The organism is Brevibacillus sp. JNUCC-41, from assembly GCF_014844095.1.
In the GTDB taxonomy this organism is placed as follows: Bacteria; Bacillota; Bacilli; order Bacillales; family DSM-1321; genus Peribacillus; species Peribacillus aracenensis.
On the sequence record NZ_CP062163.1, the window covers coordinates 503,072 to 525,145 of the forward strand.

The 22,074-nt window shown below is 43.1% G+C and carries 22 protein-coding genes and 1 pseudogene; 4 read left to right on the plus strand and 19 right to left on the minus strand.

Annotated features, from left to right (window positions below; genetic code table 11):
• Positions 1–43: 43 nt before the first annotated feature.
• The 13 genes and pseudogenes from JNUCC41_RS02475 to JNUCC41_RS02535 form a co-directional block, all read right to left on the minus strand.
• Positions 44–808 carry an ABC transporter ATP-binding protein gene (locus JNUCC41_RS02475; protein ID WP_192206220.1) on the minus strand — a complete coding sequence of 255 codons (765 nt, stop codon included), beginning with the start codon at positions 806–808 and terminating at the stop codon, positions 44–46.
• Complete coding sequence (locus JNUCC41_RS02480; protein ID WP_192206221.1) at positions 805–1,602, minus strand: ABC transporter ATP-binding protein; 798 nt, start codon at positions 1,600–1,602, stop codon at positions 805–807. The genes JNUCC41_RS02475 and JNUCC41_RS02480 overlap by 4 nt, the downstream gene beginning before the upstream one ends.
• The gene (gene nikC, locus JNUCC41_RS02485; RefSeq protein WP_192206222.1) at positions 1,599–2,438 is read right to left on the minus strand and encodes a nickel transporter permease; all 840 of its coding nucleotides are present in this window, start codon (positions 2,436–2,438) and stop codon (positions 1,599–1,601) included. The genes JNUCC41_RS02480 and nikC overlap by 4 nt, the downstream gene beginning before the upstream one ends.
• Positions 2,429–3,382: a nickel ABC transporter permease gene (gene nikB, locus JNUCC41_RS02490; RefSeq protein ID WP_192206223.1), complete on the minus strand. Its 954-nt coding sequence runs from the start codon at positions 3,380–3,382 to the stop codon at positions 2,429–2,431. Before nikB ends, nikC begins: the two co-directional genes overlap by 10 nt.
• Positions 3,383–4,912, minus strand: a complete 1,530-nt coding sequence (gene nikA / locus JNUCC41_RS02495; RefSeq protein ID WP_192206224.1) for a nickel ABC transporter substrate-binding protein — start codon at positions 4,910–4,912, stop codon at positions 3,383–3,385.
• 175 nt (positions 4,913–5,087) lie between these two features.
• Positions 5,088–5,291 (minus strand): hypothetical protein, encoded by a 204-nt coding sequence (locus JNUCC41_RS02500; RefSeq protein WP_192206225.1) that lies wholly within the window; start codon positions 5,289–5,291, stop codon positions 5,088–5,090.
• A gap of 332 nt (positions 5,292–5,623) precedes the next feature.
• Positions 5,624–6,766, minus strand: coding sequence for a mannitol-1-phosphate 5-dehydrogenase (locus JNUCC41_RS02505; RefSeq protein ID WP_192206226.1), 1,143 nt, complete (start codon positions 6,764–6,766; stop codon positions 5,624–5,626).
• Between the two features lie 5 nt (positions 6,767–6,771).
• Complete coding sequence (locus JNUCC41_RS02510; RefSeq protein ID WP_192206227.1) at positions 6,772–8,862, minus strand: BglG family transcription antiterminator; 2,091 nt, start codon at positions 8,860–8,862, stop codon at positions 6,772–6,774.
• An 86-nt stretch (positions 8,863–8,948) separates the two neighbouring features.
• Positions 8,949–10,892, minus strand: coding sequence for a PTS mannitol transporter subunit IICBA (locus JNUCC41_RS02515; RefSeq protein WP_192206228.1), 1,944 nt, complete (start codon positions 10,890–10,892; stop codon positions 8,949–8,951).
• Between the two features lie 205 nt (positions 10,893–11,097).
• On the minus strand, positions 11,098–12,390 hold the full coding sequence (locus JNUCC41_RS02520) for a CitMHS family transporter (protein ID WP_192206229.1): 1,293 nt from the start codon (positions 12,388–12,390) through the stop codon (positions 11,098–11,100).
• A gap of 256 nt (positions 12,391–12,646) precedes the next feature.
• Positions 12,647–12,973: pseudogene (locus JNUCC41_RS02525) on the minus strand (AraC family transcriptional regulator); the annotation flags it as partial.
• A 136-nt stretch (positions 12,974–13,109) separates the two neighbouring features.
• Positions 13,110–13,799, minus strand: coding sequence for a response regulator (locus tag JNUCC41_RS02530; RefSeq protein ID WP_192206230.1), 690 nt, complete (start codon positions 13,797–13,799; stop codon positions 13,110–13,112).
• 11 nt (positions 13,800–13,810) lie between these two features.
• Positions 13,811–15,388, minus strand: coding sequence for an ATP-binding protein (locus tag JNUCC41_RS02535; protein ID WP_192206231.1), 1,578 nt, complete (start codon positions 15,386–15,388; stop codon positions 13,811–13,813).
• 53 nt (positions 15,389–15,441) lie between these two features.
• On the opposite strand from JNUCC41_RS02535, the gene JNUCC41_RS02540 reads away from it, so the two are divergent.
• The gene (locus JNUCC41_RS02540; RefSeq protein WP_192206232.1) at positions 15,442–15,855 is read left to right on the plus strand and encodes a hypothetical protein; all 414 of its coding nucleotides are present in this window, start codon (positions 15,442–15,444) and stop codon (positions 15,853–15,855) included.
• A 34-nt stretch (positions 15,856–15,889) separates the two neighbouring features.
• Here the strand turns inward: JNUCC41_RS02540 and JNUCC41_RS02545 are convergent, their stop codons facing one another.
• Together JNUCC41_RS02545 and JNUCC41_RS02550 are read right to left on the minus strand one after the other, a co-directional pair.
• Positions 15,890–16,339, minus strand: coding sequence for a collagen-like triple helix repeat-containing protein (locus tag JNUCC41_RS02545; protein ID WP_228467499.1), 450 nt, complete (start codon positions 16,337–16,339; stop codon positions 15,890–15,892).
• Between the two features lie 140 nt (positions 16,340–16,479).
• Positions 16,480–17,388, minus strand: a complete 909-nt coding sequence (locus JNUCC41_RS02550; protein WP_192206233.1) for a DNA-3-methyladenine glycosylase family protein — start codon at positions 17,386–17,388, stop codon at positions 16,480–16,482.
• Positions 17,389–17,556: 168 nt separating this feature from the next.
• Between JNUCC41_RS02550 and JNUCC41_RS02555 the strand changes: the two genes are divergently transcribed.
• Positions 17,557–18,153, plus strand: a complete 597-nt coding sequence (locus JNUCC41_RS02555; protein WP_192206234.1) for a bifunctional transcriptional activator/DNA repair enzyme AdaA — start codon at positions 17,557–17,559, stop codon at positions 18,151–18,153.
• Positions 18,143–18,667 carry a methylated-DNA--[protein]-cysteine S-methyltransferase gene (locus tag JNUCC41_RS02560; protein WP_192206235.1) on the plus strand — a complete coding sequence of 175 codons (525 nt, stop codon included), beginning with the start codon at positions 18,143–18,145 and terminating at the stop codon, positions 18,665–18,667. The genes JNUCC41_RS02555 and JNUCC41_RS02560 overlap by 11 nt, the downstream gene beginning before the upstream one ends.
• Before the next feature lie 61 nt (positions 18,668–18,728).
• On the opposite strand, the gene JNUCC41_RS02565 is transcribed toward JNUCC41_RS02560, so the two are convergent.
• From JNUCC41_RS02565 to JNUCC41_RS02580, 4 genes are all read right to left on the minus strand, one after another.
• Entirely contained in the window at positions 18,729–19,172 is a 444-nt protein-coding gene (locus tag JNUCC41_RS02565) for a DUF2690 domain-containing protein (RefSeq protein WP_192208009.1), read from the minus strand.
• Between the two features lie 84 nt (positions 19,173–19,256).
• A complete protein-coding gene (locus tag JNUCC41_RS02570) occupies positions 19,257–19,718 on the minus strand; it encodes a DUF2690 domain-containing protein (protein ID WP_192206236.1) in 462 nt (153 codons plus the stop codon).
• 368 nt (positions 19,719–20,086) lie between these two features.
• Positions 20,087–20,713, minus strand: coding sequence for an NUDIX hydrolase (locus JNUCC41_RS02575; RefSeq protein ID WP_192206237.1), 627 nt, complete (start codon positions 20,711–20,713; stop codon positions 20,087–20,089).
• Positions 20,714–20,733: 20 nt separating this feature from the next.
• Positions 20,734–21,000: a transporter suffix domain-containing protein gene (locus tag JNUCC41_RS02580; protein ID WP_342614369.1), complete on the minus strand. Its 267-nt coding sequence runs from the start codon at positions 20,998–21,000 to the stop codon at positions 20,734–20,736.
• Positions 21,001–21,271: 271 nt separating this feature from the next.
• Between JNUCC41_RS02580 and JNUCC41_RS02585 the strand changes: the two genes are divergently transcribed.
• Positions 21,272–21,952 carry a copper homeostasis protein CutC gene (locus JNUCC41_RS02585; RefSeq protein WP_192206238.1) on the plus strand — a complete coding sequence of 227 codons (681 nt, stop codon included), beginning with the start codon at positions 21,272–21,274 and terminating at the stop codon, positions 21,950–21,952.
• Positions 21,953–22,074: the final 122 nt, after the last annotated feature.

Genomic DNA, 22,074 nt, shown 5'->3' on the forward strand with positions numbered 1-22,074 from the left:
TCACTTTAATCGAAACCATTACGATTTAAATCCCGAAACCTCATTATTCAAACATCGAAATCAGTTCTTTTGTGTATGAATGGCGATCGCTGCAAAAAAGCTGTTCGTTTTCGAAAGAATCCACAATAGCACCCCCTTTCATCACCATGATCCGTTGGCTCATCTCCTGTACAGCCGAAAGATCATGAGAAATGAAAAGGTAGGAAATGTCCAAAGTCTCCTGCAGCCCCCTTAACAATTTCAGCACCGCTGCTTGTGACAGAACGTCCAGGCTTGAAGTCGGTTCATCCAATATAATGAGGGCCGGTTCAATGCTGATCGCGCGTGCAATGGTCACCCGCTGCTTTTGTCCGCCGCTTAGCTCATGCGGATAACGTTCAGCAAGACTCTTTGGGAGCTCCACGGTTTCCAGCAGCTGTCCGATATAGTTCGCTTCACTTATATACGTAAAATGTTTCATATTGACCTGGCTGCCAAATTGAAGATATGGATCCATCAGTGAATCTTTTATCCTTAGTTTTGGATTCAAGGCCGATGCAGGATTTTGCAAAACGGCTTGGATGTACTTGCGATACGGTTTTAAACTGCGTTCGCTTTTGTTTTGCAGCGCGGTTCCTTCAAATAGGATGCTGCCCTGGTCAAAGGATTCAATCTGAAGGATGAGCCTTGCCAGTGTGCTTTTTCCGCAGCCGCTCTCGCCCACTAACCCGAGGCATTCCTTCCTTTCGATGCTGAAATTCACGTTCCTTAGTATTTCCACTCCGTTATCATAGCTTTTATGGACATTTTGCACTTCTAATAACGTCATCCTGACACTCCTTCAATCTCAAATGGAATTCTGCTCAATGATGGAGATGATTGAATCAGTTTATTCGTATATGCATGCTGCGGATGATTCAATACCTGATTTTTATCACCGGTCTCAATGATGGCCCCGTCTTTCATGACCGCAATGCGATCCGCATACTTCTTGACATGACGTAAATCATGGGTGATGAATAAGACCGCACATCCGGTTTCTTTTTGGAGCCTTGATAACAGCTTTAAGACCTTAAAGGAAGATACACTGTCCAAGGCTGTGGTCGGTTCATCCGCTATCAAAATATCCGGTTCAAGCAGCAAGGCTATCGAAATGGATACACGCTGAAGCTGCCCACCGCTTAATTGAAAAGGGTATCTGCCGTAGATATCTTCATTCAAGCCCACCGATATGAGCGCCTTTACCGCTTGCTGTCTCCTTGCCTTTTTGGAAAGGTTCAAATGTGTTCGCTGATATTCGTCGAAATGTTGGCCGATAGTGAGGAACGGTGTGAATGAGCCCTGGTAATCTTGAAAAATATAAGCCAGGCGCTTTCCGCGAATCTTCCTGATTTCAGAGGAAGATAGCGTTAAAAGATTTTTTTCCCCGTACCATATTTCCCCCTTCGCTTGGAGATTGGGTGCAAGCAGCTGACATATGGCCATGGCCGTCATGCTTTTGCCGCTCCCGCTTTGTCCGACAAGTGCGGACCACTCACCTTCCTGCACATCTAACGAAAGATCCTTGACGATATGACGTTGCTTTCCCATGATATTTAGCTGCCTCAAGGATAAAATGCTCATGATTCCACCTCCTTTTTCACATCGAATGCATCGCGTAAATAATCACCGAGTATGTTGGATAGAAGGACGACAAATACGATGGCGAGCCCCGGGTAAATCATCAGCATCATATTGGACTGAAAGTATGGACGGGCATCATTCAGCATGGCACCCCACTCTGGTGCCGGCGGCTGCGCACCGAGCCCGATATACGATAAGGAAGATATGAGCAAAATGATTTTTCCTAAATCAAGGCTAGCCAATACAAGCACGTTCCCGATAATGTGCGGAAATATATGCTTCCGCATAATCCCAAATGGACTTAATCCATTGATTGTAGCAGCTGTGACATAATCCTTCCGACGTTCGGTGATCACAGTACTTCGCACAAGCCTGGCATAATTCACCCATTTCACTAGAACGATCGCCAACAGGAGATTTTCAATTCCTGGTCCTAATAAGCCACTAAGCACAATGGCAACGATCGTATCAGGGAAGGCGAGAAATGCGTCTGCAATGCGCATGAAGATCCGATCGATCAGACCTCCTTTAAAACCGGCAACCACCCCGAACGGGACGCCGATGATAACAGCGGCAAACAGAGATAAAAGACCGTAGCCAACCGTCAGCCGTGCGCCAAGCAGAAGACGTGTCAATACATCACGACCTAGATGATCCGTCCCTAGCGGATGTTCCACGCTCGCCGGCCATAGCCTTTCTCCCAGATTGACCAGTGCCGGATCATGTTTCAGAACAAGAAAGGTGTATGCCGCAACGGCAAGGACTGTAGCCATCACCGTAAAAAGGACGGTCATTCTCCAGCGCCTTTTGGATCTTTTTTTGATAACTAACTCCATTTTCCATGCTTCCTTTCCTTCAGCCTTAGCTCCGGATTTAAATAGCGATAAGATAAATCCACGGCACTATTAACGATGAATACAATGATGGCCATGACCAACAAGTACCCTTGAATGACTGGATAATCCCGTGACCGAATCGAGTCCACGACCATCTTACCTATGCCTGGATAGGCAAAAATCACTTCGATCACCACTACACCGCCGATCAGGCTGCCAAGGCTGATACCGAATACGGTAATGACCGGGGGCAGGCTATAACGAAATGCATGGGCAAAGAATATCCGCATTTCTGAAATCCCCCTTGATCGGGCAGCCCTGATGAAATCATAACTGAGGGAATCTATCAAACTCGAACGCAGCAAACGGACGTACACACTTGTGATGGCAAGCCCCAACGTGACTGACGGCAGAATCAAAGAACGAAATCCGTCCCTGCCCATTGTTGGAAGGGCCCCCCATCGTACCGCAAATAAATCCATCAAGAGCAGCCCCAGCCAAAAGCTAGGAATGGCTGCGCCCAACAAAGAAACGGCGCGGCTAATCTGATCAATCCAGCTTCCCCTGTACAAGGCAGCAAGCGAACCTAATGGAATGGCTATACCAAAAATCACAAGCAATGCGCCGACCGCCAGCTCAAGTGTTGCAGGCAGACCGCTCATGATCATCTCCATCACAGGCTGGTTCGTCAGATAGGAATTACCGAAATCCAATTGGATAAAATCCGCAAACCAATCGCCATACTGCACTAACAGCGGATCATTGAACCCCAATTCTTCGCGAAGCTCATTGACTTGCTCGTTTGTGATCGACACATCATCCACTTGAAGTATCGAGAGGACCGGGTCCCCTGGAGCAAGCCGAACAAAAAGGAAAGAGATGAATGTAATCACAAGGACAAAAATCACGACCTCGATGAATCGACGGACTAAGATGCGGAACATTCACTTCACATCCAGTTCATTCGTCAGCATGTAGTATTCACTTCTCGAAGTGATCCAGTTTTTAACTCTATCGGCATCATAAGCAACAAGTGTATTCGGATGTAAAATGAAAGAATTATACACCTGTCCATCCACATACATCGCAATATCCTCAGCTAAATCCGAACGCTTATCCTGCTCGACCGTTACATTCAGCTTATCAATCAGGGACGTCAGGTGATCATCATCGGTTCCACTGAAGTTCAAGGCTCCCTTTGGATGATAAGTAGCATTTAAATAATAGCCGGCATCCCCGCGCGGAGCCGTTAAATTGCTGTAGGTCGTTAAATCCCAATCGCGATTGGCCGCCATATACTCTTCAGGGATTTCTATTTGCTTGATTTTCACATCAATCCCCAACTGGCCCGCATCCGATTGAAAAACTTGGGCAATTAACGGCAGGTCGGCACGTGAACTGTATGTAAGAAGTGTAAACGTTAACGGTTTGCCGTCTTTTTGCATGACACCATCTACTTTTTTATATCCCGCCTGATCAAGGAACCCTTTAGCAGCTTCCATTCCATTCTCTTTTTTCGGATAGTCCGGAGCAAAAGAGAAAGTGGACGGAAATGGTCCTGTTGCCACTTCTGCATGTCCTTGTAAAATCGTATCAGCAATGGAAGAACGGTCGATCAAGGCATCTATCGCCTTTCGGACGTGTATGTCCTGCAGGGCTTCACGTTCCAAATTCATCGTCATTTGATGTACGCGGAAAGTGGATGTCGATTCAACCTTCACACCATCTATCGCCTCTAAATTTTCCAGGCCTTCCACTTCCGGACGGAAAACAATATCGGCATCTCCCGATTCAAGGGCGAGGGACCGTGCATTGGCATCTTCATTAAACGAAAACCTGGCTCTCTCAAGCTTTGCGGCTCCATCCCAGTAAGACTCATACCGTATTAAATCAACAGCCGTACCAGGCATGAATTTCGAAACGGCAAATGGCCCTGTTCCTATCGGCTTGTTTATATAGTCACTTTCCTTCACGTCAATAATCGATGTATTAGGATGGACCAATTCAGAAGGGAACTCAGGAAAGGGAACCTCCGTCATGATGGTCAGCGCATTCCCGTCCGCTTCAATCGATTCAATCCGCAAAGCATTCTTGATCGCCGGACTATCCTTCATCGCCCTCTCCAAGGAAGCCTTCACCGCTTTGCCATCCATTTTCTTTCCATTCTGAAAAGTCACACCCTCCCTTAACTCAAAATTCCATAGCTGACCATCCTTGCTATCCCAGCTTTTCGCCAGCCAAGGTTCGATGGTCAAATCCTCATCATTGAGATGCACCAATGTCTCAGTGATTCCAGCCCTTAGTGACACATAACTAGTATCAACATTCGGATCAAGCGAGCTAGTCGCAAAATTAAAAAGCAAGTTCACTTCCTTCTCCCCTTCCACTTCATCATTCGCAGACTCTGTGGAACAAGCAGCCAAAAGAAAAACCGATAAACATACTATAAGAATCAATTTACTTTTTCTGAACACGATAGAATTCCTCCATTACCTCAACTATTTTTTTCGGCTTCAATATAAATCGTATTAATTACGATTTAGATTGAAGCTTTGCTTTACTATCATGACAATCAGGCAACGCATTGCCGAATGCTTATCCGAAATCAAACTATGTAATGCCTCGAGAATAAACTTAATTCACGAGTATTTACTCCAAATTCACGAGTATTTGTGCCAAATTCACGAGTAAATGCTCTCCGAATTCACGAGTATTTGCTCCAAACTCACGAGTATTTGTGCCCAATTCACGAGTATTTGCTCCAAACTCACGAGTATTTGCTCCAAACTCACGAGTAAATGACCCAAATTCACGAGTATTTACTCCGAACTCGAGTATTTGTACCAATTTCACGAGTAATCACTCCAAGTAATTGCGCCAATTTCACGAGTATTGCTCTAAACCCGTGAGTAACGGCTCTAAACCTCGTGCAATAGCCGCAAAATCTTAAGTAATTGCCCCTAACTCTTGATTTACTGCACCAATCCACATTTTGTAAAACCTAATCTCATTAAAAAGCTCCTTTCGAACAAATCAAAATGATTACGATTTATACTTTAAACTGCCTTTCATTATAAAACGGAATGATTACTGTTTACAAGATTTTTTTAAGTTTCAGCGGATATATAATCCGCTTTTTGATTAAGAAAAACTCCTGAAAAAATTTTTCAGGAGTTTTTCGGCTTTTATTTCAAGTTGTTGTAGTGGTTGATAACTTCTTTGGTTATTTCGCTATTTTCGTCCAATCCGCTAACTTCTTTAAGTGCGGTAGCTATACCGTGTTCTTTGATCATCGCTTGCAGTTTAAGGGCTTCATCATCTTCGTTAAAATCAAAGAGTAAAGCGGCGGCTATCGCTTTCGCCAGATTAGTATAGGAAAGTCCGGCTTTTTTAGCTTCTACGGCAGGGCGGACGAGGCGGTCGTTTGGTCCGAGCTTGCGCAGAGGTGACCGACCGACTCTATTCACCGAGTCATTCAGGTAGGAGTTTTTAAATCGATTAATTATTTTTTCGATATACTGCTGATGCTCATCTGCATCCAAACCGTATTGCTTTATTAAATAGGCGCCCGTTTCCCCTAGGGTATTCTTGACTTGCTCTACAATGCCCGCGTCCTCCAATGATTGGTCAATCGTCGATTTTTTATTTTTGAGATAACCGAGGTAAGCTATGACGGCATGTCCTGTATTAACGGTGAACAGTTTTCTCTCAATGAACGGGGCGAGTTCTTTTACAATGGTCATCCCTTCAACGGCAGGAATGCTTTCATTCGTTTCAACGACCCATTCATAATAAGGTTCCACCAAAACATCGAGTGATCCTTCGTTATTTTGGATAGGAACGATGCGATCGACTGCTGAGTTAAAGAAGTATACTTTTCCGGCAAGTTTTTCTTTTGTATCTTGATCCAGGTTTTCTAGGATGTAGCCTTCTAAAAGGTCTGTTGCCGATATTTGGTTTTCACAAGCGATCACATATAGTTTTTCATCGGTTTCCTTCACCCTTGAGGCTAATCCTTTTGCAATTAAAGGAGCGATATGAGGCAAAATATTGGGACCGATGGCAGTGGTGAGGTAGGTTGCTTCGGAAATTGCTTTAATGATTTCCTCTTCCTGCTTTAAGCTGTTTAAACCCGAAACATTTTCTACGGTTACGGATTCTTGTTGATCAGTAGCCAGTTTGACTTGATATTGCTTTTTATCATTTAATTGATCGATGATTTGTTCGGCTATGTCCACAAAAGTCACATGATATCCCGACTGTGAAAAGAGTGCGCCGATAAATCCTCTTCCAATGTTTCCTGCACCGAAATGTACTGCTTGTTTCATTACAATCATCCCTTTATCAAGTTAGTATATAAATAGTCCAAAAATATGGCTTCCAGCCTTCTGTTAATCATTTCCTCGTCCGAAGATGAAAAAATCATGATGGATTCATTGCTTTCAATTAAGCTTGAGCTTATTAAGCTGACGATTTCCTGCTGCTTCACACTCAATTCCTCAGGTGCCAGCATCAGCAGCAAATTTTTCATATGGACGTCATTTCCATCCATACCTTTGACCAGATGATATTCCTCCAGGTGGGCCACTTGGAATATCAGTTTTTTCACATTCTTGTGTCTCGTATGGAAAAGGCCCATTCCAGTGCCAGGAATGCCTAAACCACCTTTTTTTTCCCGTTCGTTTAAGGATCCGACCACATCATCCGCACCGATTAGCAGTGATTCATTTTCAGCCATCCTGACCATTTCTTCGATGATTTCCGGATGCCCTTTCAGATGCGGCAGCCGATAAAACCGGAAATTATCCATGATCGACTCGATGCTCTGCTGGGCATCTTTCAATTCCTGCAGTACTTCTTTCAGTTCGCCATCCTCTTTTTTGGCCAGGGTTTCCTTACGGGCTGAATGACTGCCATAACGCTTATTCTTCGTGAAGTTTTCAATATTCTTCCTTAAATAATTCCTGATGTTCAATATATTCTCTTCACTCAAAAGAGGGGATACAAGAATATAATCACTATCGATATACGGAAGCCGGACGGTAGAAATGATCACATCATAGTTTTTCAGGCTGCCCTGCTGCTGGATGTCTTTGATCGTCTTGATTTCTACAGTCTCGATTTCGATGATTTCTTTTTTGATCCGGCTTGCAAGCATTTTCGACGTGCCGATACCTGTCGGGCAAACGATGAGTGCCCTTATTGATATTTCTTCCTCCCGCAGCACTAATGCAGATCCGAAATGCAGGACGATGAAGGCTATTTCATCTTCAGGAAATTCTTTTATTTCTTTGAATCCCTTTTCCAGACTGGTCTTTACTGCCAAAAAGAGAACCGGATACTTTCTTTTAATGTCTTCGGTTAAGGGATTGTACAATCCCATTTCCTGTTTGATCCGGAAAAGCGATGGTTCCATATGGGCAAGGAGCCCTTGATACAAGGGGAAATCCTTGGTCAAATCGATTTGCAATTGTGCCGAAACATCTTTTATCAGGCTTCTTATCAGTTGGCCAAGCAACACACTGTCATATGGAACGGCATCCGCTGCATGAAGCTTGGAACCTTTCAGGATGGCAGCCAGGTAGCTTATATCATCGATGGTAAAAGAGACTTCCAGCATGGCGCTTAGTTCCTTGCCTATTTTATTCATGAGATTATTCTCATCGGAAAGTTCGCTTATTTTCTTGAAGTCCTTCTCCAAAAAAAATTGGCTTTCATTCCTTTGCAGGGTTACATAAATATGTACAATTAACCCTATATACCCGCTATCCGCCAAACGGGAATGAACACTGTTAAACGTTGAGTTCAGCACCCCATCGATAGCCAGAAGATATTCGGGATCGAAATAGTCGAGGATTTTCGCCTCTGGAAATTTCCCTTCTTGCAACAAAAATAAACTTTCAATCAGCTCTTCATTAAAAAAGTGCAGGAAATAGGCGGCCTGGGCTTTCCGTTTATTTTCTTCAGTGCCGGCAAGCTCTATTCCCACTCCCCTTTTTCTCGTAATCACGATATTAAAATTCTTTAACCATTCAGTCAGTTCGTCCAAATAGGTTGTAAGAGTCGTTATGCTTATACCGAGATCCCCCGCAAGAACTTGAGTTTTATATGATTCTTCTTGCAGTAAAGCTAAAAGGAGATGCAACTTTCTTTCTTGAGGCGTTTGATCGATTGGATGATTGCCCATCAGGTGCTGTACAAGCCGAAAGACTTGTTCATTCTTCCCGTCGATGGTCAGTCCCTCATGTGTATTGCGTGTTAAATGCAACTCAAATGATTGCAGGATTTTTTCTATGGACTTCAGATCACGTTGAACAGTCCGGACACTAACATTCAATTGTGTCGCAATGGATAAGGCTGTATGTTTTCCAGACGTTTTTATGATCAATTCTATGATTGATTTTTCCCTTGAAGTAATATACATGCTACCAACTCATTTCTGGTGGAGTAACACGAGAAAATACTGAATAGAAAAGCGTCAAACGCTTTTCTATTCTAGGTTAAGTGTATTTAATTATTTCCGACATTTATAATATCCATCAATTCCCTGGCTGATGTGGCTTTAACCATCTTTTCGATATTCTCCATCTCGGAGCAGGTAACTGCAATGCCGGATAGAATTTCAAGATGTGTCCCGTCCTTGCCGGCGATGCCGAATATCAATCGTGCCTTTTGGCCGTCAAAGTCGACACCATCAGGAATTTGCAGAACGGTAAATCCGGATTTAAGGACATCTTTCTTAGCTTCTTCGGTTCCGTGCGGAATGGCTACATCATTCCCCATATAGGTTGAAGTCAATTCATCACGGGCAATCATTGCTTCAATATAGCTTTCCTTAACGTAACCTGCATTGACTAAAGCTCTTCCTGCAAAGCGGATCGCTTCTTCCTTATTGGCGAATTGTTGATTAAGGAAGACGTTTTCTTCGCGAAGCAATTCATTATCATCCTGCTCATCATCATTGATGCCAGGCTCAATTGAATGTTCACGAACACCGGGAACCTTCTCTTCAGCATCTTCGACGATTTCATGCAGCTCATCGGTGCCATCGTCCTGAAGCCGTGCAAGCAATGAATCGTATTCAGGGCTCGATAGGAAATTATCCACCGATACATGATAAGCATTCGGCACTTTATTCTGTGCCCTTGGAGTTAGCTCTTCCTGTGTTATGACGATTTGTGCATCAGCAGGAATGTTCGAGATCGCCGTATTGGTCACGGTGATATTCAAACCGGCTTCCTTCACCTTCTTGCGAAGCAGCGAAGCTCCCATCGCACTTGACCCCATCCCAGCATCGCAGGCAAATATTATTTTGCTGACGCCTGATGGCATCGTGCCCGGATCTGAAGCGAATACATCGGCAACAGAGCTTTTCTTGCCTTTCATTTCTTGCATTTTTTTCGCGGCATCTTCAATATTCTCTTCAGATTGCTTTCCTGTTTTCAAGATGAATGCACCGACGATGAATGAAACAAGGGCTGCTACGATCACGCCTGCAAAGTTAGCAATATATGCGCCTGCATTATGCGGAGTTACTGCTGTAATGGCAAGTATGCTGCCTGGAGAAGCAGGAGCGAACAACCCTCCGCCCAGTAGGACCAATGTGAATACTCCACTCATGCCTCCAAGAATGACGGCTAAGAATAACATCGGCTTCATTAGGATATAAGGGAAATATATTTCATGGATCCCGCCGAAGAAATGAATGATGGCCGCTCCTGGAGCCGATTTCTTCGCCGTTCCCTTTCCGAAAAAGCAGTAGGCAAGCAATACGCCGATACCCGGTCCAGGATTCGATTCCAAAAGGAACAGGATGGAGGCCCCTGTTTGTTTAACTTGCTCTACACCGATTGGTGATAGTACACCATGATTGATGGCATTGTTCAAGAACAATACCTTGGCAGGCTCGATCAGGATACTTGTCAACGGCAGTAAACCTGTACCGATAAGCCAATCGACTCCAGCTACTAGCCAGCCTGTAAATACGTCTACAGCAGGACCAATGGCCAAGAAGGATAGAATGGACAATAAGCCGCCAATTATCCCCGCTGAGAAATTATTAACAAGCATTTCAAAACCGGCTTTTATTTTCCCTTCAATCAATTGATCGAATTTCTTGATGACATAACCGCCGAACGGTCCCATTATCATGGCGCCAAGGAACATCGGGATATCAGATCCGACGATGACACCCATTGTCGCAATGGCACCGACTACGCCGCCACGGTGGTCATGGATTAACTTACCACCTGTATACCCAATTAAAAGCGGCAGCAAAAACGTAACCATCGGTGTAACCATTTTGGCAAGGCTTTCATTTGGCAGGAAACCAGATGGGATGAATAAGGCAGTGATTAGCCCCCATGCTATGAAAGCTGATATATTCGGCATGACCATAGAACTTAGAAAGTTACCGAACTTTTGAACTGCAACTTTTATATTAAAGTGAGCCATTTTGCTCTCTCCCCTTCATAATTAATATAGTTTCCTTTAATCTTAAGGTACGTACCTTCCTCATTCAATAAAAGTAAAAGCTAACTTTGTCGCGAAAGAGAAGACAAACATAATGTATCTCACTTTTTATAGATTTATTCAGCGCTTGATGCAGACAGAAAAGAGTCCCGTTCGCATCTTGACGAACGGGACTCTTTAGAGAGCTTTATAGTGGGATGATTCCCAATAGGACACATACCACTATCATGACAAGCGTCGATCCGCATGCCCATTTCAGGAAGGTACGCTGCAATGCACCGAAATCTTCGCCTACCATTCCAACCAATAGATAGGTAGATGGAACAAGCGGGCTTAATAGATGGACGGGCAACCCTAATAGTGAAGCTCTGCCGATCATGGCAGGGTCAATTCCATAAGCAGCTCCCGCTTTAGCAAGCAATGGGAGCACACCATAGTAAAATGCATCATTAGACATGAAGAACGTAAAAGGTGCTGAGATGACGGCTGTAATGACAGCAAAATGTGTGCCCATTTGATCTGGAATATGCTGAATCAATGAGTTTGCCATGGCATCGACCATTTCCGTTCCGGCAAGGATTCCAGTGAAGACACCTGCTGCAAAAATCATCGAAATTACAGATAAAGCATTGTCCGCATAGTTTGCCACACGCTCTTTTTGATCACTGAGTTTCGGATAATTGACCGTAATGGCAATCGCGAAACCTATCATGAACAGAACCGCTGAAGGCATAAGTTCCATGATCAGCGCCACCAGCAATGTAAGAGTCAATGCGTAATTGAATATTATCAATTTAGGACGCTTAAGATAAGCATCTTCCGTTGCAGCCGCTTGCTGTGCCATAACACGATAATCTACTTCTATGATCCCGATTCTTTTTCTTTCTTTTTTACCCAGGCAATATGCCATGAAAAGGACGAACAGGACCCCGCCGATCATCGCTGGGATGACAGGAGTGAAAACATCGGACATTTCAAGTTTCAAAGCGGTCATCACCCGTGCTGTAGGGCCTCCCCAAGGAAGAAGGTTCATGACTCCAGATGACGAAACGGCAATGCCGGCCAATACAAGCGGCCTCATGCCAATCCGTTTATATAGCGGAAGCATGGCTGAAATCGTTATCATATATGTGGTTGTACCATCTCCATCCAAGGAAATCAGCAAAGCCAGGACGGCCGTGCCGATGGCGATTTTCACCGGATCTCCTTTTACAACCTTAAGTATCGTATTGATGATTGGATCAAAAACGCCAGCATCGATCAAAATGCCAAAGAAAAGGATCGCAAATAAAATCATGATTCCCGTTGGCGCAACGCCTTTGATCCCTTCCAGCGCCATCTCACCCATTTTACCGCCAAACCCGCCAATAAGTGCAAAGGCGCTTGGCACTGCAATCAAAGCTATCATGGCTGAAAGTCGCCTTGTCATAATTAAAATCATAAACGCTACTATCATCAAGTATCCTAATAAAGCGAGCATATCAATCACTCCTTATCTTCTAATAAGGTAAATTGTATATGAAACCGCTTCATTTGTAAGCGTTCTCAATTTATTGTGTTTTAAAACTATTTAGTTAATTTTGTTCATTGTGTTCACGGAAGGGATTTTTCGAGGCTGAACCGGCACCACTCCAAGGATTGAATGGCGGGTTCTTTAAGCGGATGATTGCAATTATTAAGAAAACTTTGACTATATTTTTTTTGCAAAGGCATGCTGCTGCGCATTCATTTTTCAATAGATTTGCCGGTCCATCCAAAAGGTCACAGCCGTAATCTATATTGGTCGTTGGTGTATCTTTACTGACTTCCTCGAATTCCAGCTCGTGTCATACCTTTCCAGGCCCTGATAGAAAGACCCCTAATGAAATGATGGCACTGTTGTAGGGTACATCCAAGACAATATAATAATGGTTCCATTCCGTATCGTTAACGATGGGCCGGTTCCCCATATTGTCGAATTGCAAAACATCATGAAGGGCATTATCCACCCTCATCCATAAACCACAAAATCCATCAACATCTTTTGACTTTATAAAACCCGACAGTTTCATTCTATTACTGATGATTGGGACTGTATCTCATTTCCGAACCTCCTTAAGAATAAGATAACAATTAAAACATCGTTTTTTTGACATATATTGCTTTTTTTAAATCGCATAAAAAAACACCTCCAATCTTGAAGGTGTTTCACACTTCATTCTATTGAATTTTATAATACCTTCGCTCAGGTCTTCCCACTACTCCGTATACGACTTCCGCTTTACATTTCTTTACGGATATCAAATATTCCAGATAGCGTCTCGCGGTTGTCCTGGAAGCGCCGATCTGTCCGCTCACTTGCTCAGCCGACAAACCGATATCGCTTGCTTTGAGTACCTCGATGACTTTCGCCAAAGTGATTTCGTCGACCCCTTTCGGTAAGGCCGGCCCATCGTTCGTTTCCGAAACCGCAGCTCCCTTATTCAAAATGAGATCAACAAAATCCTGATCTATCTCTTGTTTGGACTTCATCAGATGGACCTTCTTCAGATACTCTTCGATAACTTGATTGAAACGCTTCATTTCCACTGGTTTAATTAAATAATTCTCAACACCATAGTGAAGCGCCTTTTCAAGTTGGTCTTTATCCGTTGCCGCGGTGATCATGATGATATCCACATTCGGGAACCTTTTCCGTATGTCCGGAAGAAGGTCTGTACCAAGTTGATCCGGCATATAAACATCAAGCAAAAGCAAATCCGGGCTTTTTTGCTCCAAGATCCGAAGCGTTTTTTTGGCATTGACGGCTTTTCCGACCACTTCTATTTCATCAAAGTTTTTTAAGAATTTTTCATGGATATCCGCTACACGAAAATCATCTTCTGCGATGACTGCTCTTATCTTCAGCATTCTTTCCCTCCTCACTGTTCTTTAGGAAGATACACGGTGAATATGGTGTTTCCATCCTCGCTGTGAACTTCGATGATGCCGCCCAGCTCTTTGACGACATGATCAGCATTCGCAAGTCCATAACCACTCGGACTTCCGTTGTTTTTCGAAGTGAAACCCCGATCGAAAATATGGGCGACGGCATCCTCAGGTATTCCTTTTCCGTTATCACTCACTTCAAATACCATATCATTTCCGATATCTGTGGCGAAAAATTTCACGAGCGGCTCTTCCATGCTTGAAACCGCTTCAAGTGCATTATCGATAATGTTGCCCAGAATCAATGTTAGTTGTGACAATTTTATATGATCCGGCAGTTTCTCTAGGTAACTTTGGGCATCTATTTCAAAGATGATCTTCTTCTCCGATGCTTTCCCTATTTTTCCAAGTAAAAGGGCTTGTACCTTTGTATCCTTGATCTGTTCGAACACAACACGGTTCAAGGAATGCAATTCGGATGTTTCGCTTTGAATCATATCTATTGCTTCATCATATTCGCCTAATTGTATCAAACCTGAAAGGACGTATAGTTTATTGGTGAACTCATGGGTTTGTGCCCTTAAATCCTCTGAATGCATCTTCACTTCCGATAATGTGTTGACCATTTCCTCAATTTCCGTTCGATCACGGAAAGAAGCGACAACACCGCTTACCCCTTCACTATCGAAGATTGGCGTACAATTGACGATAACGGATTTGTCTTTCCATGAAATCTCCTTATCCACCTGCGGTTCACCGGACTTCAGCACTTCGAATAAATATTTTGAAGGGAATAGGCCATCCACATTCAAATGGCGAACGGACTCTTTAATATCGAGCAATTTTTTTGCCGGCTGATTCATCGAAGTAATCAACCCATTTTGGTCAATGGCCAGAATCCCTTCTTTCACCGATTGAAGCACTGCATTTTTTTCTTTATATAAATTGGCGATTTCAAATGGTTCCAGCCCCAATGTATCTTTACGTATGCTCCTTGCCAGCATATAACTGCCAATGATCGATATCATGATGGCCACTAAAGATACAATCATCTCTTTGGACAAATCCTTGAATATTTGGGCGCGGACATCGTCCACTAAAAAACCGACGGAGACGATTCCAATTATTTTTCCATCCGCATCGAATACCGGTGACTTCCCCCGAATGGAAAGACCGAGCGACCCTGCCGCTTCGGAGACATAATATTCGCCTTCCTTAATGGCCCTGGCATTATCCCCGCCTTCCATCCGCTTCCCAATTTCGGAAGCCAGCGGATGGGAATAGCGAATTCCCTCTTTATTCCCGACAACGATGAACTCGGCCCCTGTTTCCCTGCGGATCTTTTCGGCAATCGGCTGAATTATGCCAGCGGGATCCTCCGTTTCAAAGGCCTCTGTGACGGTAGGCATGAAGCTAATCGTCTTTGAAAGTTCCAACGCCAATTGACCTTTATCCTTCGCTATTTGCCTTCCTTCCATATAGGAAAAAGAAGTCGTCAATAAGAGTATCAAAAACAGGCTCAACGATAAGACTAACCCAAGAATCTTGGTTTCCAGCGATACTTTCCTCATATTCAGCAGCATCCTCTATTTTCATTTTCATTCACTAATTTTATAGGAGCATAATGATTTTACCATTTCTATTAAATATTGAACATTGTTGGCCGTTTATTTCACGACATTCAAAAATGTTTCAAATGACTTATATGATCATCATCACCCTTTTGCTTATTTATGATTTTTTTCCAGTCAGTTTACTATCTCATATCGTTTCATCCGAGGTACTTCTTGGGATTATGATTGTTTTATTTCTCAGTGTCCAATTTAAGAAAGATGGTCACGCCGATCATGAAATGAGGATCAAGGCGCAATTTTTTTACACTCTGTATCTCCTTTCCCTAGTCGGATTGTTGACCGCTTTAGGGGGACGTTCAACGATAGGCATATCCTTTAATGATGTCTTTCTTTGGATAGTGCTGCTTCTTTCTTGCTACCCTATCTTTTCTTACTGGAAGAAAGCAAAACAGCCTGAAACCTAAAAATGCTCAAAGGAAACATCTCCTTTGAGCATTTTCAAAAACAGGTAAAAGAATTGATTTGTCTTGTATCAATGCCAAAAATCGTCCAGAACCTGCCATTCCACCTGAAGCCGGCAACAGATCGCGGACCGACAAAAACAGGATAATACCAGAAACTCGCACCATTATTTAGCCATATAAAAGTATTCCTAAACAGACAAAACGAAATGGCACCTGGATCTATGGCAAATGTTGAAGCCGATTGCTGTTGAGGGATAAACGCTGGCGGGGGAGCTGTTGGTGCTTGCGAACCCGGCGGTGGCCCTGCACCGGGAAAACCGGGTTGGCCTGGAAAGCCTGGCTGCCCTGGAAAGCCTGGTGATCCAGGGATGCCCGGAAAGCCTGGTGATCCAGGGATACCTGGAAAGCCGGATAGACCGGGAAACTGCCGTTCAAGAAAAACTTGATCTTCATAATGATACGTCGGGTACATATACATGGTCATTCACCTCTATATGATTGAATGGAATAATGTATGTTATATGGACTAAAGATGTTTGGGCTGGATATGCAGTTTATCTCCGAATTTAAAGATATATCGACGCATTCTACTGTTTTATCTCCGAATTTGAAATATACACGAAGTCAATATAGCAATCTCCATAAATAGAAGGTCGCATAGGATTCCCAATCGGCCCACGCTGCCGATAGTTTCAGGATTTCCGCTTTCGTTGGTTTTGCTTCCGTTTCCATGACCAGTTTCATGGAATTATGCAGCCCGACGTCATCGATGGGAAAGGCTGCTGGAAAACGCAAACAGCGCATCAAGACATAGTTCGCTGTCCACGGACCGATTCCCCGTATTTTGGTCAGCATTTTTTCGGCCTCTTTTACATCCTTTGCATTCAACAGCTTTTCTTTAGTAAGTTCCCCTCCTGCAATCAGTTGAGCAACGCCTATTAAATATTCACACTTCTTCACCGTCATCCTCAAATCGGCAAAATCTTCGACCGTTAATTTCGCGATCACATCAGGCTTTGGAAACAGCCAATATTGCTTTCCTTCGAATTCAACAAAATCACCAAATCCCTCCACAAGCCTCCGTTTCAAGGTATAGGCATAGGTCAAGTTAATCTGCTGTCCAAGTATTCCCCAGGCAATCGCTTCGAATAAATCCGGGATGCCCATATTTCTCAGACCGAAGAATTGGCTTACCGGCTTGTGCAATAAAGGGTCATTTTGGGCCATCTCATAAAAAGGAAGCAGGTTTGTCTCAAGATCGAACCAATGACGAACGTATTGGGAAATAGCATCCATTACCTGATTATCCATCACTGCAGTTCGTCCTGGAAACCGAACGGTCAGCTCCGTTTCATCCATCGCACTGATTTCCACTAAGAGTGTCTCGTTCTCGATAACAAGTGCTCGATAAATTTTTTGATCAACAATGTCGAACAGACATTCATTGGCCGATCTTGATAAGTATGTAAGGTTTTCCGAAAAGCTAAACTCCCTTGGTACATGAATCCTCAATTCGATCATGCCTTCATCCATTGATATGTCCTCCTTTGTCCCATTCTCTTTATACTAATGAAAAATGGATTCGTTATCTTGCGCTTTCATTTAACTCCCTTATTTTAACATTACGTTATCTTGCTTTTATATTATCAATATGTTTGTATATCAACCCTTTCTTGTATACTAAAAGCAGAGGTGAATGTGTTGAATCCAAAAAAGGCAGATTTCCCGAATGAATATTGGAAAGCTATTATAGATTGTGATGCAGCATATGATGATCATTTTTTATACGGAGTAATTACGACGGGCATCTTTTGCAGGCCCTCCTGTAAATCCAGGGTGCCGAATAAGGAAAACGTGAAGATTTTCAAAAATGCCATGATGGCTTTGAAAGAAGATTTCCGGCCTTGTAAACGATGTAAGCCGGAAGGATTGAATTTGCCGATAGAAGAATGGGTTGAACAAATAGCCGAATGGATCGACACCCATTACAGCGAACCCCTCACATTGAATAAATTGGCGGATATTTCCCACGGGAGCCCCTATCATTTACAACGATCATTCAAGCGTGTGAAGGGAATCTCGCCCACTGAATACATTCAACGGCTACGCCTTGAAAAAGCAACGTGGCTGCTGGAAAAGTCCGAACAGCCGATAACTGAAATAGGCCTGGCTGTCGGGTTCTCTAGTACACCCTATTTCATGACGCTATTCAAAAGGAAAATGGGGATTACCCCTTCAGGATATCGGAAAGCTTATCTCAAAACTCAAGTTTTGGAGCGTGAAGAAAATGAAGAATGATAAAGAACAAACCATCGATTGGGCCATATTGCATTATGATAGATGGCAGTTATATGTGGCCAAAACGGAAAAAGGGCTTTGCTATGTAGGCTCTCCTGGTCAAACATATGAAGAACTGAAGTCTTGGCTACAAAAACGCTTTCCAAATGCGAGACTTATTGAAAATGAAAAAGCATTAAAACCCTATCTAAGAGAACTCCAAGAATATTTCGGAGGAACCAGGCAGACCTTCTCACTTCCGACAGATGTAAAAGGCACGCCCTTTCAACAAGAAATTTGGGCAGCGCTGAATCAAATACCTTACGGAAAAACCTGTTCCTATTCCGATATTGCCCAAATCATCCAAAGACCAGCAGCTGTTCGGGCGGTCGGTACGGCCATTGGTGCCAATCCTGTTCTGATCACGGTGCCATGTCATCGGGTTATCGGAAAAAACGGGAACATTACCGGTTACCGTGGAGGTACGGAGATGAAACAATATCTACTACATTTGGAAGCGGAAATGAAGGTATGAGCACAATCTGACCGAAAAAAAAAGCATCCGACCATACGGATGCTTTTTTTGCCTTAGTTTTTTAGTACCAAATGGTCACAGCTTTATTATATGCATCACTATTAGGGATTGCATGTATCCCTTGGGCCTGTGCCTTGCGCGGGTCATAATCATATACCATTGGTGTATAGCACGAGGTCTGCCCGACATTCACGACACCATTCCCCCCGGAGCTGGCACATGTATAGGCCTTACCATCAGTACTTCGGACGATTCTGGCGTCCGCTTCATGGTTGTATACGGCGGGCCGTGTCACGGTCACTTTGGCCCAGGCGGTTTTACAGACAGTGCTGAATTTCAATTCTACGTACGAATTTGAATCGATCCATTTTTTATCCTTCGTTACCGCCGAACTTGCACAACTATTATAGAATGGACTTTTTCCATCATAAGTATGTGTTTCAGCCAGAGCCTGATTTTTTCCAAATCCAAAGTCGACAAGAAACATCGACAGTGTCATCACCATGGATAAACCTATCATTTTCAGTTTATTATTCAAGTCATTCGTCCTTTCTTTGCATAAAAGTAGATGAAGGATTTCACTTTATGATTAATACCAGCCAGTTTCGCCTGCCGTATATGGCCAGTATGCAACCGCTTGAGCTTTTCGCGGATCTAAATCATATACCATTGGTGTATAGCATGACGTTTGACCTTTATTTATTTCACCATTTCCTCCAGGAGATGCACAGCTAAATTGTTTATTATCAGTATTTCGGACAACCAATGCCGTCGCCTCCCCATCTGCTTTAGCCGGTCTGCTTAGGGTGAGCTTTGCCCAAGCTGTTTTGCAAGTTGTACTGAATTTCAACTCTAAATTTGCAGAAGCACCGTTTAAATTAATTTTCACATTCTTCTTCGTTACTGCACTGTCCGCACAATTGTTATAGTAAGGACTTTTTCCATCATAGGTGTGTGTTTCTGCTGATGCATTGCTTGCAAAAAGATCAAGGGAGCCAAAAAGGACTAAAGAAGCTACAAAAAATGAAATACATAAAACCATTTTCTTCATTATTTCACTCATCCCCTTAACAAGATTTGTACACTGTTCATATTACAATTTTGACATATTCTTACAAGTGATAAATTCCCTAGTTCATGAAAAACTGCATCCCCGCCTTTAACTGGCAGCCTGCCATCACTATTACAGTCTGGTATGCTTCGCTTCATCAACCCAATCACCAGAGGACAAAGTCATTATGCCTATGAACCATTCAGGACAAATACGGGAACATCTAAGGACATATGAATGTCGCGTTGAGACAAAACGAGCCAATAGGCTGCCGTTGACCGGGAAAGACTCAGGCCGTTGTACTTAATGTTTTTCAGAAAAAAGAAAAGCCCCGACAAAACTCGAATCGTTTTGTCGGGGCTTCATTTTCATTTAGTAAGGTTTTCCCTGATCAATCTAATGATGCTTTCATAATAGGAAAGATCATGCGGAACGAACTCATCCCGTCCGACAAAGCTATCGATCTTCACCCTACGGCCTTCGTTATTCATTTCAAAGCCCTTAATATTCACTTTGTCCTCTGCTCCGGTCCAAAGCTTTTCGAAGTCATTCAGCGCAACCTTCACCATTCCGGAGACCTCTTCTGGCTGCAGGGTGAAATCATCGAAGCTATGTGCACTTTCATATAGAAAGACGTTTGCCAGTTCTTTGTCGATAAAATCTACTTTCGTTTGATGGTATTCAATGATCCCTAATGGAACCAACTCGTCAAAGGAAACGTCAATGCCTATTTCTTCTTTAATCTCCCTGACTCCGTCGTATACCGTTTCATGAGCCAGTAAATGGCCTGCAGCGGTAATATCCATTAGATTCGGATAATCTTTTTTCATCGCACAACGATGCTGAAGATATAGGTAATCCACGCCCGCTTCCGAACTTGCGAACCAGCAATGGAAAACCTCATGCCAATGTCCCAATCTATGTACTTCCTCACGTGAAGCTACGCCTGTTTGAATGCGATTTGAATCGAAAACTTTCAGCAACTCAGTTTCCATGGAACTTCACTCCCATTGCTTCATCCTTTTTCCTTTCGCCAATTTTTCGGGTTTAAATAACCTTTATATTTAGCAGCCACTTCTTTCCCGACCAAAAGCGCGCCTGCCCAAAACATGACTTCCGCAAAGACGATTGCACCTGTTATGACCCCTGCTTTAGCCGCAGTCGAAAATGGCGTAAAAGGAGCTACGACAGGAATGATCCAAGTGAGAAGGGAAATGATCAGAAATCCCATCCCTACTTTGTAAAACCTCGATTTCTTTACTTCCTTACCTTCTTTATCCAATTAAATAACCTCCGTCATGATGATTTTCATTTAATTACCCCGCCAGACATTCCACTTTCAAATAGTAATTGATTCTTTTTTTATACGTTCGAATGTTCATTTCGTTTCATAAATATGAGAAATAAATAAATTCCATTTGAGGAAAACTAATGGAGGAATTTGATGAGAGGTCATGGGATCTATTAATGAATTGACTTTACTATTCTTAATAGATTTAATAATCTTATACAAGCTATTCTTATAACACTTGCATGCAGGAAAGGAAAATACAATGTACATTGAATTCATTGCCACAACGATAGAAGATGCCATTATAATCGAAGAATCGGGCGCAGACCGAATCGAGCTTGTCAGTTCTTTGGCCGAGGGGGGATTAACTCCAAGCCACGCCCTGATAGAAGCTGTCGTCCATTCAGTAAAGATACCAGTCAACGTGATGGTGAGGCCCCATAGCCAGTCGTTTTGTTATACGCAAAAAGATTTGGAAATCATGAAAAAAGATATCCAAATCATTCGTTCACTTGGAGCGAACGGGGTCGTTTTGGGTGTATTAAATGAAAAAAATGAAATCAATCGACCTTACCTCGAAGAATTATTGACGGTATGTGAAGGTTTGGAGATTACATTCCACCGAGCCATAGATGAAACAAACGACCCAGTCATTTCAGCTGAAACACTGGCACAATATCGAGAAATCACAACGATATTGACGTCAGGTGGGCATGGGGATTTCCCCAGCCGCATGAAAACGATTCAACAAATGAAAAGAGTCTGCGGCGACATAGCGATACTGGTTGGAAGCGGCTTAAATAAGGATAATATCCTTGCTATCCATTCCGAATTGCATACCGGTCACTATCATTTCGGTACGGCTGTTCGAAAAAACAACAGTATCATTGAAGGAGTTATATTAGAAAAAGCTAAGGAAATCGTAAACATGCTAAAGAAATAACGTCGGAAAGGGACCGCTTCTTTGGTCCCTTTTATGATGCAGACCTCTTTTTTTATAAAAAGACCGAGTCCCAAAACCAAATAAATAGTGCCGTCAAAAGGCAAGCAAGAACAGCCAGCGTT

Coding starts and splice junctions, on each gene's coding strand:
- JNUCC41_RS02550 (WP_192206233.1), bottom strand. CDS start 17,388: ATGGATGAAGGCATGATCGAATTGAGGATTCATGTACCAAGGGAGTTT.
- JNUCC41_RS02565 (WP_192208009.1), bottom strand. CDS start 19,172: ATGGTGATGACACTGTCGATGTTTCTTGTCGACTTTGGATTTGGAAAA.
- JNUCC41_RS02510 (WP_192206227.1), bottom strand. CDS start 8,862: ATGTATATTACTTCAAGGGAAAAATCAATCATAGAATTGATCATAAAA.
- JNUCC41_RS02540 (WP_192206232.1), top strand. CDS start 15,442: ATGATTTTACCATTTCTATTAAATATTGAACATTGTTGGCCGTTTATT.
- JNUCC41_RS02575 (WP_192206237.1), bottom strand. CDS start 20,713: ATGGAAACTGAGTTGCTGAAAGTTTTCGATTCAAATCGCATTCAAACA.
- JNUCC41_RS02535 (WP_192206231.1), bottom strand. CDS start 15,388: ATGAGGAAAGTATCGCTGGAAACCAAGATTCTTGGGTTAGTCTTATCG.
- JNUCC41_RS02585 (WP_192206238.1), top strand. CDS start 21,272: ATGTACATTGAATTCATTGCCACAACGATAGAAGATGCCATTATAATC.
- JNUCC41_RS02515 (WP_192206228.1), bottom strand. CDS start 10,892: ATGGCTCACTTTAATATAAAAGTTGCAGTTCAAAAGTTCGGTAACTTT.
- JNUCC41_RS02520 (WP_192206229.1), bottom strand. CDS start 12,390: ATGCTCGCTTTATTAGGATACTTGATGATAGTAGCGTTTATGATTTTA.
- JNUCC41_RS02545 (WP_228467499.1), bottom strand. CDS start 16,339: ATGACCATGTATATGTACCCGACGTATCATTATGAAGATCAAGTTTTT.
- nikC (WP_192206222.1), bottom strand. CDS start 2,438: ATGGAGTTAGTTATCAAAAAAAGATCCAAAAGGCGCTGGAGAATGACC.
- JNUCC41_RS02475 (WP_192206220.1), bottom strand. CDS start 808: ATGACGTTATTAGAAGTGCAAAATGTCCATAAAAGCTATGATAACGGA.
- JNUCC41_RS02480 (WP_192206221.1), bottom strand. CDS start 1,602: ATGAGCATTTTATCCTTGAGGCAGCTAAATATCATGGGAAAGCAACGT.
- JNUCC41_RS02570 (WP_192206236.1), bottom strand. CDS start 19,718: ATGAAGAAAATGGTTTTATGTATTTCATTTTTTGTAGCTTCTTTAGTC.
- JNUCC41_RS02530 (WP_192206230.1), bottom strand. CDS start 13,799: ATGCTGAAGATAAGAGCAGTCATCGCAGAAGATGATTTTCGTGTAGCG.
- nikB (WP_192206223.1), bottom strand. CDS start 3,382: ATGTTCCGCATCTTAGTCCGTCGATTCATCGAGGTCGTGATTTTTGTC.
- JNUCC41_RS02505 (WP_192206226.1), bottom strand. CDS start 6,766: ATGAAACAAGCAGTACATTTCGGTGCAGGAAACATTGGAAGAGGATTT.
- JNUCC41_RS02560 (WP_192206235.1), top strand. CDS start 18,143: ATGAAGAATGATAAAGAACAAACCATCGATTGGGCCATATTGCATTAT.